Consider the following 12,360-nt stretch of genomic DNA (forward strand, 5'->3'; position numbering starts at 1 on the left):
GCGCGCGATGCAGAAAATCGGCTTTGTCCTGGCGGCGGGGCTTGCCGCGCTGGCGACCATCCCCACCCATGCGGCGACCCTGTTCATGGGCGCCTATCCCGATGTTCTGCTGGTCTTTGACGAGGGCAAGGGCGCGGTGACGCAGAAGATCAAGCTGGATACCGGCCTGCCGACCGCCATGAGCCTGTCGGACGATGGCAAGCGCATCTATGTGTCGACCATCACCACCAGCGGGATCGAGGTGATCGACGCCGCCAGCCGGCAGGTGGTGAGCAAGTTCAGCCTGAACGACGGCCCCAATCGGGTGCGCTTCTATGGCGGCGTTGCGGACCCGGCGGGCCGCTATTTCTACACGATCATCACCAGGATCGACAAGGAAATGGACCGCTACAAGGTCAGCAAGCCGCTCTATGGCGTGGTGGACCTGAAGCTCGGCAAGCTGGTGCGCACCGCCGAGATCGAGAAGGATGATGAAAAGGCGATCGGCGGCTTTCGCGTCGCCTTCAAGGTGTCCGGCGACGGCAAATATCTCTATGCCTTTGGCGAGAAGGTGATCGTCATCGACACCGCGACGCTGAAGGCCACCGACCGCATCGACCTCGCCCGGCCCGAAGGCACGGGGCTGGAGAATGTCGGCTTTGGCGGATCGCTCGAAACGCTGCGGACGCCCGGCCAATATGTGTCGCTGTTCAACGCGGCCGACCCCTATATCCACAGCAAGATGTTCGGCCTGGCCCGGTTCGACCTCAACAGCCGCCAGTTCGACTTCACCCCGATCGGCCCGGCGCCGGCCGCCATGGCGGGCCTGGAAATCACGCCAGACGGCAAGCAGGCCTATACGGTCGTGACCAACGGCACGCTGGGATCGAAGCGCTGCGAATTCTGGCACATGGACCTGTCCACCAACGCGGTCGTGGACAAGGTGGAATTCCCCTGCCGATCGCGCTTCCGCTTCGGCATGTCGATGGATGGGGCCAAGCTCTATATCTACGGCGCCAGCTTCGACATCGAGGTCTATGACGCGAAGACGCTGAAGCTGGAAGCCACCTGGGATCTGGGCAATGACGCGACCGGGGCCGGCATGGTGGCGGTGCCGTGATCCGTGCCGGCTGTCCCGACACTCCGATGGCCGTGGCCATCCGGGGCAGCGGGATGGCCGCCAATGCCTGCGCGCATCTGCTGAAAGGGGCGGGGCTCCGCGTCGGACAGGAGCCCGCCCATCGCCCGCCGGTACCCAGCCTGTTGCTGAGCGAGGCGGCACTGGCCTTGATGCGCGACCTGTTCGCCCGGCCGGACCTGCTCGCGGACGCGCCGCGCGTGCGGCGCCGGCTGGTCGCCTGGGGCGGGGCGCCGGTGATGGTGCCGCATGAGGCGGTGCTGGTGTCGGAAGAACGGGTGCAGGCCGCGTTCGCGGTGGCGGAGACAGCGCCGATCGCCGCGCCCGATTTCACCATCCACGCCGCGCCGCCGCTGCCGATGGGCGAACTGCATGTCTTTGGCGAGCGTCATGCCGTCGCCGCCCGCGTGCGGCTGCGCGATCCGGCCTGCCGCGAGGAAGGCCGGATCGAGGCAGTCGAGAGCGGCTGGCTGTTCCTGGTCCCGGCGGGCGGGGAGGAGGGGTGGCTGTTGGGCGTCGGCAGCGAGATCGACGCGTTGCTGGCGCAGAGCCGGCTGATCGCACCGGTGGTCGATCCGATCGGCGGGTCGTCGCGCCCCTTTCTGGCCGCGCCGCGCCTGCATCTGCCGCTGGTCGGCGACGACTGGCTGGCCTGCGGCACCGCAGCGATCGGCTTTGATCCCATCTGCGGCGACGGCACCGCCCAGTCGGTGCGCGAGGCGATATTGGCGAGTGCGGTGCTGACGGGCATCGCGGAAGGCGGCGACCGGGGCGCGCTGCTCGGCCATTATCAGGCGATGCTGATCGCGGCGATGCGCCGGCACCTGCTGCTGTGTGCCCAATTTTACGCCGATGGCGGGCAGGGCGACTGGTGGCGGGCGCAGCATGAGGCGCTGATGCAGGGGCATCACTGGTGTACCGGGCTGCTGGCGAAATTGCCCGAGCCGCAATATGCGCTGCACGGCCTGCGGCTGGTGCCGCGGCAGGTGGCGGCATGAGCGCGCCTGCGCCTGTCGCCGAATGGCGCAGCTATCGCCGGCTGCTGCCCTATATCCGGCCCTATCGGCGCGGGCTGCTGCTGGTGCTGGCGATCAGTGTGCTGTCGACCGCGCTGGGGCTGGCGCAGCCCTATCTGTCCAAGCTGATGATCGACCAGGCGCTGCTGCGGCGGGACATGGGCGCGCTGTGGCGGATTGCCGGCATCATGATTACGGTCACGGTGCTGGGCTTTGGCGTCAACATCCTGGCGAGCTATCGCTATGTCCGGCTGTCGGCGGCGATGCTCTATGACATGCGCGCGGCGCTGCTGCGCCATCTCCAGACGCTCTCGCCGCGCTTCTATGCCAGCTTCCGGCTGGGCGATCTCGTTTCGCGCATGAACAGCGATGTGAGCGACGTGCAGCGGATCGCGTCCGACACCCTGCTCTCGGTGGTCAGTAACCTGCTCTTCTTCATCGGCTGCGTCGCGATGATGCTCTGGCTCGACTGGCGGCTGTTCCTGGTCGGGGTGCTGCTGGTGCCGGCCAGCCTGGCGGCCTTCACTCATTATCAGCGGCGGCTGACCGCGCTGACCCGCGACATGCGTGAGCGGGGCGCGGATCTCGGCAGTCTGCTGGTCGATACGGTGATGGGGATGCGCGTCGTCACCGCGCTGCGCGCCGGCGAGCATGAGGTCGGGCGGTTCAAGGCGAAGAATGACGCCTTTATCGGCGCGATGTTGCGGATGCAGGTCGCCTCCTACATGACCGGGGCGCTGCCGGGGACGCTGATGACCGGGGCGACCTCCGCCGTGATCCTCTATGGCGGCTGGCGGATCATCGAGGGCGACATGAGCATCGGCACGCTCGTCGCCTTCATGACCTATCATATGCGACTACTGTCGCCGATCCAGACGCTGATGGGGCTGACGTCCGGTCTGGCATCGGCGCGGGTGTCGCTGGGGCGGATCTTCGAGCTGTTCGACACCCGGCCCGATGTCGAGGAGCGCGCCGATGCCACGCTGATCGGCCGGGTGCGCGGCGAAATCCGCTTCGAGCAGGTGGCGATGCGCTATGATCGCGATCCGGTGCTGCGCGACATGGACCTGGCCATTCCCGCCGGCAGCATCTGCGCGATCCTGGGGCCAAGCGGCGTCGGCAAGTCGACCATGGCCGACCTGATGGTGCGCCATGCCGATCCGACCGGCGGACGGCTGTTGCTAGACGACCATGACCTGCGCGACCTGCGGCTCGACGATCTGCGGCGCGAGGTGATGCTGGTCGACCAGTCGCCCTGGCTGTTCAATGACAGTATCGCCGCCAATATCGGCTTTGCCCTGCCGGACGTGCGGACCGAGGATATCGAGACCGCCGCCCATGCTGCCGGGCTGGACGCATTCCTGGCGCGCCTGCCCGAGGGGCTGGACACCCGCACCGGCGAACGCGGACTGGCGCTGTCGGCGGGCGAGCGGCAGCGCATCGTCATCGCCCGCGCGCTGCTGCGCCGGCCATCGGTGCTGATCCTGGACGAGCCGACATCGGCGCTGGATGGCGAGACCGAGGCGCTGGTGGCCCAGCGGCTGCGCGGCGCGCTGCCCGATGCGACCATCATCCTCATCACCCACAAGCCGGCCTTGGCGCGGATCGCCGACCGGATCGTGACGATCACCGATGGGCAGGCGCATGTGGCGCAACAGCCTGAGCCGGCCCATGCCTGATCTGCTGCCTGATCCGCTGCGCATCGCCGTGATCGACAGCGGCGTCCATCCCGATCATCCCCATATCGATGCCGCCCGGCTGCTGCCCGGCTTTGCCATCGCCAAGGAAGGGCGTGACAGCGAAGCTGACACGGGCGACCGGCTGGGCCATGGCACCGCCGTCACCGCCGCGATCCAGGATCAGGCGCCCGATGCGCTCTGCCTGTCGATCCGGGTGTTTCATGACGCGCTCAGCACCACGGCGCGGGCGCTGGTCGCGGCGATCGACCGGGCGGTGGCGGCACGGGTGGACCTCATCAACCTCAGCCTTGGCACCGTCAATCCGGCCCATGGAGAGGCATTCGCGGCAGCGGCCGAACGGGCGCTGGAGGCCGGCATCCTGATCGTCGCAGCGCGCGATAATGACGGCACGCCCTGTTATCCCGGCAGTCTGGATATGGTCTTGGGAGTCGGCCTCGACTGGGATTGTCCGCGCGACGATTTTCGGCTGCGGGCGGGGCTGGCTTTCGCCTCGGGGCATCCCCGGCCGATCCCCGGCGTGCCCCAGCGTCGCAACCTCCATGGTGTCAGTTTCGCTGTCGCCAACATGACCGGCCTGATCGCGCGGCAGGGGCGGGAGGGGCTGGCCCGGTGGATGCCGGCTGGCGCCTGCGCACAGGCCGGTTGATCAGGCGCCCGGTTCGCTGAGCGCAATATCCATGTCGGCAAAGGCCAGGCGCAGCAGTTCGGCCATGGCGTTGCGCGCGGCCGCTGTGTCGCGTGCGGCGATGGCGCGATGCACCGCCTGATGATCGGGCAAGGGATCGCGCGGCAACAGCTTCTTGCGATGCTTGAAGGTGGTGGTCCAGCTGACCGCCGCGCCGACCGAACTGGCCAGTGCCTCCAGCGCGTCATTATGGGTCGCGGCCAGAATGGCATTGTGGAAACGCTGGTCGGCGGCGCGTCCTTCCGGCGTGGACAGGCCATAGCGTTCCATCTCGGCCAGCGCCGCGTCCATGATCGCCAGTTGATCGTCGGTGCGGCGGCGCGCGGCAAATTCGGCCGCCGCCGGCTCGATCACGCCGCGCAGCTCGAACAGGTCGCGGATGAAGGCGCGGTCGGGTTCGCCGGCGAACATCCAGGCGAGCATTTCGGGGTCGAGCACGTTCCAGCGCGCGCGCGGCAGGACGCGGGTGCCGGCCTTCGGGCGGCTTTCCAGCATGCCCTTGGCGATCAGGATGCGGATCGCCTCGCGATAGGCGGTGCGCGATACGCCAAGCCGTTCCGACGCCTCGATCTCGCCCTCGAACAGGTCGCCGGGCTTGTGCCTGCCGGTCAGGATGGCGGTGCCCATGTCGCGGGCGATCGCCTGGTGAATGCGGAGCGAGCCTTCGTCCGACGCGAACTTGCGTTCCGGTCCGTCCTTGCGCTCGCTCCCCATTCTACCTCCGTTGAATTTAGTCCTCAAAATCAGCCGTAGGGCAATGCCGGCCACAAAGGAAGGCATCGGCCACCAGGCGCAGCGGCGCGGTGTCGGCGTCGATCACCTTGTCCGCCACCAGCCCGACGAAGCGCCGATACATGGTCGGATATTCCTCGTCCGGCGCCTTCAACTGGACTTCGCCGTCCAGCGTCAGCGTATTGCCACCTTCGGACAGGAGCAGCTTGCCATTGCTGGTTTCGACCGCGATGTCCCAGGTCTGGGGACCGGTCTGGCGCCAGTCGAACACGGTGTCGATCGGTGCGCCCGAAGCGGTCGCCATGGCCAGCGTCGCGCCGATCGGCGCCTGCTTGTTGGACGGCACTTCCAGTTCGGCCGACAGCAGGGTGATCGGTTCGGCGACGATTTCGGTCAGGATCGACAGGGCGTTGATGCCCGGATCGAACACGCCGAAACCGCCTGCTTCCCAGATCCAGGGCTGGCCCGGATGCCAGTGACGGACATCCTCGCGCCACTGGATCGAGATGCGCTCGATCGTACGCGACGCCATCCAGTCCTTGGCCTGGGCCACGGCGGCGGCATAGCGGCTGTGCCAGCTGGCATAGAGGGTGACGCCATTGGCCTTGGCCAGCGCGATCAGCGCATCCACTTCCGACACGGTCGCACCCGGCGGCTTTTCCAGGAAGACATGCTTGCCGGCCAGGATCGCCTGACGGGCCGCCTGATAGCGGACCTGCGGCGGCTGGCACAGGATGACGGCGTCCATGTCGGGCTCGCCCGCCAGCATCGCGCCGAGATCGGGATAGTTGTTCACCCCTTCGCCCTGCGCGTTGCGGCTGGCGACGGCGACCAGATCGATGCCGTCGATCTTGGCGATCGCGGGCAGATGCTGGTCGCGGGCGATCTTGCCCAGGCCTACGAGGCCGGCCTTGATGCTCATAGCGCCTTTACCTTGGTCTTGCCCTCGTCCGCTGCGCGCTTCAGGCCATTGCGGACCGGCAGGGTGAAGGGCTTGGCCTCGACCTCGAACACATCGCCTTCCTGGGTGGCGAAGCCATCGGAGAAGGAGAGGGTGGCGGTGCCGAAGAAATGGACATGAATGTCGCCGGGGCGACGGAACGGACCATATTTGAAATGATGATGTTCCAGATTCGCGATCGTGTGCGACATGTTGGTCTCACCCGACAGGAACGGCTTTTCCCAGACGGTCTCGCCATTGCGGACGATGCGGCTGGTGCCGCGCAGATCCTGCGGCAGGTCGCCCAGCAGCAGTTCCGGGCCGAGCGAGGCCTGGCGCAGCTTGGAGTGGGCGAGCCACAGATAATTGCCGCGTTCGGTGATGTGATCGGAAAATTCATTGCCGATCGCAAAGCCCAGGCGCACCGGCGTACCGTCGGCGTCGATCAGGTAGATGCCGGCGACTTCGGGTTCCTCGCCACCATCCTCGGCAAAGGCGGGCATGGTGAAGTCCTGGCCCGGATCGACCAGGATCTGGCCGTCGCCCTTGTAGAACCATTCGGGCTGCGCACCGATGCCGTCATCGGCGGGCTTGCCGCCCTCGACGCCCATCAGGAACATGCGCATGGAGTCTGTGAGGTCGCCCGAGGTGGCGGCCTTGTGCATCTTGTCGCGGCCTTCGGCCGAGCCGAGATGGGTAAGCCCGGTGCCGGCGACCAGCAGATGCGCCGCATCCTCATGGTCGATCGGCGACAGCAGGGTGACGGCGGCGAGGTCCACCGCGTCGCCCAGCTTGCCTGCCGCAAAGGCGGCCAGGCCCTGGCCCGCCGCGATCGCGTCCAGCGCCAGCTGGCGGGCGGAGCTTGCGCCCGTCACCCGCTTCGCCGCGCCGCTTTCGTCAATGGCGGCGACGCCCCGTGCGTCGCCATCCTTGAACTGAACCAGCGAAATGACGGTCACTGCGCCAGCTCCAGCTTGCCTTCCATGCGGCGGTTGAGCTTCCAGGGGTTGGCCGCCTGCAGCGCCGGCGGCAGCACGGCGTCCACCACGTCCTGATAGCAGACCGGACGCAGGAAGCGCATCATGGCCAGCGTACCGACAGAGGTGGTGCGGCCGTCCGAGGTCGACGGGAAGGGACCGCCATGGACCATGGCATGGGTCACTTCGACGCCGGTCGGCCAGCCATTGGCGAGCACGCGGCCGACCTTGCGGGACAGCGTGGGCAGCAGCTTGGCGGCATTGTCATTGTCGCTTTCGTCCATCTGCAGCGTGGCGGTCAGCTGACCTTCCATCTGGGCGATGGTGGCGATCACTTCCTCGATCGTGGCGCACTTTACCAGGATCGACGAGGAACCGAACACTTCATGCGACAGCGCCGGGTTGGTGCGGAACTGTTCGCCGCTGGTGGCGAACAGGGCCGACTGGGCCAGGTTCACGCCCTCGGCTTCGGCGCCGCGCGCCACGGTGGTGACGCCTTCCGCGCCGGCCAGTGCCTCGACGCCCTTTTCATAGGCGGCGTGGATGCCGGGCGTCAGCATGACATGGGGCTGGTTGGCCGACAGGGCCGTTGCCGCCGAAGCAACGAAGCGGTCGAGATCGGGGCTGTCGAGCGCGATCACCATGCCGGGGTTGGTGCAGAACTGGCCGGCGAACAGGCTCAGCGAACCAACGAAGGCGGTGCCCAGCGCTTCGGCGCGAGCCGCGAGCGCGCCCGGCAGCAGCACGACCGGGTTGATCGACGACATTTCCGAATAGACCGGGATCGGCTCTTCGCGGTTGGCGGCGATCTTCATCAGCGCAATGCCGCCGCCGCGCGAACCGGTGAAGCCGACCGCCTTGATGCGGGGATCGGCGACCAGCGCGCCGCCCAGATCATTGGTGGTGCCGGGCAGGTAGGAGAAGACGCCTTCATGCAGGCCGCTGGCCTTGACCGCGGCGGCAATGGCGCGGGCGACCAGTTCGCCGGTGCCGGGGTGGGCCGGGTGGCCCTTCACGACGACCGGGCAGCCGGCGGCGAAGGCCGATGCGGTGTCACCGCCCGCGACCGAGAAGGCGAGCGGGAAGTTGGAGGCGCCGAACACGGCGACCGGGCCGACGGCATGGTTGACGCGGCGCAGGTCGCTGCGGGGCAGCGGGGTGCGTTCCGGCAGCGCCTTGTCGATGGTGACGTCGAGCCAGTCGCCCTGGCGGACATAGGAAGCGAACAGGCGCAGCTGGCCGACGGTGCGGCCACGCTCGCCTTCCAGGCGGCCACGCGGCAGGCCGGTTTCGCTCATGGCGGTGGTGATCAGCAGGTCGCCGATTTCCATGATCTGGTCGGCCACGGCTTCCAGGAAGGCAGCGCGGGTTTCGGGAGACAGGGTCGAGAAGCCCTCGAACGCGCTGTCGGCCAGCGCGCAGGCATCGGCGACATCGGCGGTCGAGGCGTTGTGGAAGGCGACGTCGCCCTTGGCGCCGGTCGACGGATTGACCGCGAAGAAGGGCTCACCACCGGTGCGCTCGGCAGCACCGACCAGAATGGCTCCGTTGAACATGGATATCTCCCGAAATGTCGTGGAAAGGGGGTAATATTTGCCGGAACGGCGCGCCCATCAGATGGGGACGAGGGGACGCAATTTCGAGCATCGCTGCACGGAAATTACGCCCTGTTGCCTCCTTTGAATGACGCGCCGTTTACCGGATCAATGCCAAATCAGTGGTTGTCGCGCGGCAGGCCCATGGTCTGGGCGATGCGCTGATATTTCTCCGCGCCTTCCAGGATCGCGCCGGTGTTCATCTGGCCGACGACCGAGCGCTGGATTTCCTGCCAGGGGGTCTGCGAGGCGGGGTACTTGTAACCGCCTTCGGCGATCAGCTTGGCGCGGCGCGCTTCCAGTTCCTCGTCGGAAATCAGCACGTTCACCACGCCGGCCTTCAGGTCCATGCGGACGCGGTCGCCGGTTTCCAGCAGCGCCAGGCCACCCATCGCCGCCGCTTCGGGCGAGGCGTTGAGGATCGACGGGCTGCCCGAGGTGCCCGACTGACGGCCATCGCCGATGCAGGGCAGGGCCGACACGCCTTCGGTGATCAGGTACGCAGGCGGACGCATGTTCACGACCTCGGCCGCGCCCGGATAGCCGATCGGGCCGGCGCCGCGCATGAACAGCAGCGTGTCGGCGGTGATGCCGACCGACGGATCGTCGATGCGGTGGTGATAATCTTCCGGACCGTCGAACACGACCGCCGGGCCTTCAAAGGCTTCGGGATCGTCGGGGTTCGACAAATAGCGCATGCGGAATTCTTCGCTGATGACGCTGGTCTTCATGACCGCTTCGTCGAACAGGTTGCCGGTCAGCACCAGGAAGCCGGCTTCCTGCTTGAGCGGCTGGCCGAAGGGACGGATGACCTTTTCATCCTCGATCTCCACGCCCTTGCAATTCTCGCCCATGGTCTTGCCATTGACGGTCATCGCGCCTTCCTTGATCAGGCCCTGGTCGATCAGCTGGCTGATGACGGCGGGCAGGCCGCCGGCGCGGTAATAATCCTCGCCCAGATATTCGCCGGCCGGCTGCATGTTGACCAGCAGCGGCACCTTGTGACCGACGGTTTCCCAATCCTTGAGCGGCAGGTCGACGCCCATGTGGCGGGCGATGGCGGCCAGATGGATCGGCGCGTTGGTCGAACCGCCGATCGCCGAGTTGGCGACGATGGCATTGTGGAAGGCGTCGAGCGTCATGATGTCGGAGGGCTTGAGATCTTCATGCACCATTTCGACGATGCGCTTGCCGGTGCGATAGGCGGCTTCCTGGCGGTCGCGATAGGGGGCGGGGATCGCCGCGCTGCCCGGCAGCATCATGCCCAGCGCTTCGGCGAGCGCGTTCATGGTGCTGGCGGTGCCCATGGTGTTGCAGAAACCGGTCGAGGGAGCCGACGAGGCGACCAGCTTGATGAAGCCTTCATCGTCGATCTTGCCGGCGGCCAGCAGCTGGCGGCCATGCCACACGATCGTGCCCGAACCAGTGCGCTCGCCCTTGTGCCAGCCATTGAGCATCGGGCCGACCGACAAAGCGATCGCCGGGATGTTGACGGTGGCGGCGGCCATCAGCAGCGCCGGGGTGGTCTTGTCGCAGCCGCTGGTCAGGATCACGCCGTCGAGCGGATAGCCATACATGGCTTCGACCAGGCCCAGATAGGCGAGGTTGCGGTCAAGGCCGGCGGTCGGGCGCTTGCCGGTTTCCTGGATCGGGTGGACCGGGAATTCGAGGGCAATGCCGCCCATTTCGCGAATGCCTTCGCGCATGCGCTCGGCCAGCACGAGGTGATGGCGATTGCAGGGCGACAGGTCGCTGCCGGTCTGTGCGATGCCGATGATCGGCTTGCCGCTGCGCAGCTCTTCGAGGCTGAGGCCGAAGTTCAGGTAGCGCTCCAGATAGAGCGAGGTCATGTCGATATTGTCTGGGTTGTCGAACCAGGCGCGGCTACGCAGCTTGAGAGTAGGCTTGGACGAATCGCTCATGTGGGCATCCTGACACTTTGAAAAGGCTTGGCACGTTGACGCGCTTGCCTCTCCGATATACTCAGACAAATAACTTTTCAAGGATACAAAGAGAGGGAAAGTGCGGTTGAACGCGAAAAATCGGGCGGATCATCGATGAGCGACTATGCAGTGATCGGCGACTGGGGCACCAGCAATCTGCGGCTGTTCCGGGTGGAAGCGGGGCGGATCGTAGCGCGCCGCGACGGGCCGGGCATCGGCGTGGTCGGCCGCGAGGCGGAAGCCGCCTTTGCCGAGACGATCGCCCCCTGGCTGGAGGATGGCCTGCCGACATCGATCCGCCTGTGTGGCATGGTCGGCGCGCGCGACGGCTGGGTCGAGGCACCCTATGCCGATTGTCCCGCCGATGCCGATAGCTGGGCAGAGGTTGCCGTGCGCTTCGACTGGCGCGGCGCGCCGCTGGCGATCATGGCGGGCCTGGCCTGCACCGACGCCGACGGCATTGCCGATGTGATGCGCGGCGAGGAGGCGCAGATTTTCGGCGCGATGGCGCTCGATCCCCTGCTCGCCACCGGCCGTCACCTGATCGTGCTGCCCGGCACCCACAGCAAATGGACGCTGGTGGAGGATGGCCGGGTGATCCGCTTTCGCACCGTGCCGACCGGCGAACTCTTTGCGCTGCTGCGCGATCGTTCGACGCTCAGCCCCAATATCGCCGCCGCCGACGCCGATCCGGCAGAGGAAGCGGCCGGATTTGCCGAGGGGCTGGAACGGGCCGGCGCGGGCCGGCTGCTCGCCTCTCTGTTCGCGGCGCGGGCGATGCGGCTGCGTGCCGGGCGCTCGGCCGATTGGGCGCTGGGCTATCTGTCGGGCCTCGTCATCGGCTGCGAGATTGCCGAGGCGCGGGCCGCGCTGGCGGGCGACACCGGCGTCGTCTTGATTGGTGACGCGCGGCTTTCGGATCGCTATGCCCGTGCCCTCGATGCGCAGGGCATCGCTTCGCAATCGCTGGACGGCGACGCCTGCGCGCGGGCTGGCCTTGGCTTTCTGGAGAACTGACCGATGATTCTCGACGACCTGCTGGCCGACGGCGCGCCGCCGATCGCCGCCATTCTGCGTGGCGTGAAGCCTGAAGAGGCGCTCGATATCGCCGCCGCCCTGGTGGAAGCCGGCATCCGCGTGATCGAGGTGCCGTTCAATTCGCCCGAGCCGCTGGTCAGCATCGCGGCAATGCAGCAGGCCTTTGGCGATCGCGCGCTGATCGGCGGCGGCACGGTGCTGACGGTCGAGGCGGTCGAGGCGCTGGCGGCTGCGGGCGGCCGCATCATGGTGACGCCCAATACCGTCCCCGACGTCATCGCGCGCGGCGCGGAACTCGGCCTCGAACTGCTGCCCGGCTTCATGACGCCGAGCGAGGCGTTCCGCGCGGTCGAGGCCGGTGCGCGCCGGGTGAAGCTGTTCCCCGCCGCCCAGCTCGGCCCAGCCTATGTCAAGGCGGTCAAGGATGTGCTGCCCAAGCATGTCGGCGTCTGGGCCGTGGGCGGCACCGGCGCGGACACGATCGGCGACTGGCTTGCCGGTGGCTGCGAAGGGATCGGCGTGGGCGGCGCGCTCTATCGTCCGGGCGACGATGCGCTCACCGTGCGCGAACGGGCGGTCGATCTGGTCGCCGCCTGGCAGCGCGCCAAGAGCTGACC

The 12,360-nt window shown here is 67.3% G+C and carries 11 protein-coding genes; 6 read left to right on the top strand and 5 right to left on the bottom strand.

Annotation, left to right across the window (positions count from 1 at the left end):
• Positions 1 to 7: 7 nt before the first annotated feature.
• Genes JQK15_RS13105 through qhpE form a run of 4 tightly spaced genes read left to right on the top strand, consistent with a single transcriptional unit; the run spans position 8 to position 4,479 of the window.
• On the top strand, positions 8 to 1,099 hold the full coding sequence (locus JQK15_RS13105) for a YncE family protein (RefSeq protein ID WP_214866010.1): 1,092 nt from the start codon (positions 8 to 10) through the stop codon (positions 1,097 to 1,099).
• On the top strand, positions 1,096 to 2,115 hold the full coding sequence (locus JQK15_RS13110) for a hypothetical protein (protein WP_353047199.1): 1,020 nt from the start codon (positions 1,096 to 1,098) through the stop codon (positions 2,113 to 2,115). Before JQK15_RS13105 ends, JQK15_RS13110 begins: the two co-directional genes overlap by 4 nt.
• The gene (locus JQK15_RS13115; protein WP_214866011.1) at positions 2,112 to 3,812 is read left to right on the top strand and encodes an ABC transporter ATP-binding protein; all 1,701 of its coding nucleotides are present in this window, start codon (positions 2,112 to 2,114) and stop codon (positions 3,810 to 3,812) included. The genes JQK15_RS13110 and JQK15_RS13115 overlap by 4 nt, the downstream gene beginning before the upstream one ends.
• Positions 3,805 to 4,479 (top strand): subtilisin-like serine protease QhpE, encoded by a 675-nt coding sequence (gene qhpE / locus JQK15_RS13120; RefSeq protein WP_251007738.1) that lies wholly within the window; start codon positions 3,805 to 3,807, stop codon positions 4,477 to 4,479. The genes JQK15_RS13115 and qhpE overlap by 8 nt, the downstream gene beginning before the upstream one ends.
• On the opposite strand, the gene JQK15_RS13125 is transcribed toward qhpE, so the two are convergent.
• From JQK15_RS13125 to JQK15_RS13145, 5 genes are all read right to left on the bottom strand, one after another.
• The gene (locus JQK15_RS13125; RefSeq protein WP_004210963.1) at positions 4,480 to 5,232 is read right to left on the bottom strand and encodes a FadR/GntR family transcriptional regulator; all 753 of its coding nucleotides are present in this window, start codon (positions 5,230 to 5,232) and stop codon (positions 4,480 to 4,482) included. It lies immediately after the preceding gene.
• Positions 5,233 to 5,248: 16 nt separating this feature from the next.
• The gene (locus JQK15_RS13130; protein WP_214866012.1) at positions 5,249 to 6,172 is read right to left on the bottom strand and encodes a Gfo/Idh/MocA family protein; all 924 of its coding nucleotides are present in this window, start codon (positions 6,170 to 6,172) and stop codon (positions 5,249 to 5,251) included.
• Entirely contained in the window at positions 6,169 to 7,149 is a 981-nt protein-coding gene (gene araD1 / locus JQK15_RS13135) for an AraD1 family protein (RefSeq protein ID WP_214866013.1), read from the bottom strand. The genes JQK15_RS13130 and araD1 overlap by 4 nt, the downstream gene beginning before the upstream one ends.
• The gene (locus JQK15_RS13140; protein WP_214866014.1) at positions 7,146 to 8,723 is read right to left on the bottom strand and encodes an aldehyde dehydrogenase (NADP(+)); all 1,578 of its coding nucleotides are present in this window, start codon (positions 8,721 to 8,723) and stop codon (positions 7,146 to 7,148) included. The genes araD1 and JQK15_RS13140 overlap by 4 nt, the downstream gene beginning before the upstream one ends.
• A 158-nt stretch (positions 8,724 to 8,881) precedes the next feature.
• Positions 8,882 to 10,684: an IlvD/Edd family dehydratase gene (locus JQK15_RS13145; RefSeq protein ID WP_214866015.1), complete on the bottom strand. Its 1,803-nt coding sequence runs from the start codon at positions 10,682 to 10,684 to the stop codon at positions 8,882 to 8,884.
• Between the two features lie 135 nt (positions 10,685 to 10,819).
• On the opposite strand from JQK15_RS13145, the gene JQK15_RS13150 reads away from it, so the two are divergent.
• Complete coding sequence (locus JQK15_RS13150; RefSeq protein WP_214866016.1) at positions 10,820 to 11,722, top strand: 2-dehydro-3-deoxygalactonokinase; 903 nt, start codon at positions 10,820 to 10,822, stop codon at positions 11,720 to 11,722.
• Between the two features lie 3 nt (positions 11,723 to 11,725).
• Positions 11,726 to 12,358 (top strand): 2-dehydro-3-deoxy-6-phosphogalactonate aldolase, encoded by a 633-nt coding sequence (locus JQK15_RS13155; protein WP_214866017.1) that lies wholly within the window; start codon positions 11,726 to 11,728, stop codon positions 12,356 to 12,358.
• The last annotated feature ends 2 nt before the right edge of the window (positions 12,359 to 12,360 follow it).

The organism is Sphingobium sp. BHU LFT2 (genome assembly GCF_018604485.1).
In the GTDB taxonomy this organism is placed as follows: Bacteria; Pseudomonadota; Alphaproteobacteria; order Sphingomonadales; family Sphingomonadaceae; genus Sphingobium; species Sphingobium yanoikuyae_A.

Bases quoted from the DNA above. Each gene is read 5' to 3' on its own strand.
- JQK15_RS13105 (WP_214866010.1), top strand. From the start codon at position 8: ATGCAGAAAATCGGCTTTGTCCTGGCGGCGGGGCTTGCCGCGCTGGCG.
- JQK15_RS13115 (WP_214866011.1), top strand. From the start codon at position 2,112: ATGAGCGCGCCTGCGCCTGTCGCCGAATGGCGCAGCTATCGCCGGCTG.
- qhpE (WP_251007738.1), top strand. From the start codon at position 3,805: ATGCCTGATCTGCTGCCTGATCCGCTGCGCATCGCCGTGATCGACAGC.
- JQK15_RS13125 (WP_004210963.1), bottom strand. From the start codon at position 5,232: ATGGGGAGCGAGCGCAAGGACGGACCGGAACGCAAGTTCGCGTCGGAC.
- JQK15_RS13130 (WP_214866012.1), bottom strand. From the start codon at position 6,172: ATGAGCATCAAGGCCGGCCTCGTAGGCCTGGGCAAGATCGCCCGCGAC.
- JQK15_RS13140 (WP_214866014.1), bottom strand. From the start codon at position 8,723: ATGTTCAACGGAGCCATTCTGGTCGGTGCTGCCGAGCGCACCGGTGGT.
- JQK15_RS13145 (WP_214866015.1), bottom strand. From the start codon at position 10,684: ATGAGCGATTCGTCCAAGCCTACTCTCAAGCTGCGTAGCCGCGCCTGG.
- JQK15_RS13150 (WP_214866016.1), top strand. From the start codon at position 10,820: ATGAGCGACTATGCAGTGATCGGCGACTGGGGCACCAGCAATCTGCGG.
- JQK15_RS13155 (WP_214866017.1), top strand. From the start codon at position 11,726: ATGATTCTCGACGACCTGCTGGCCGACGGCGCGCCGCCGATCGCCGCC.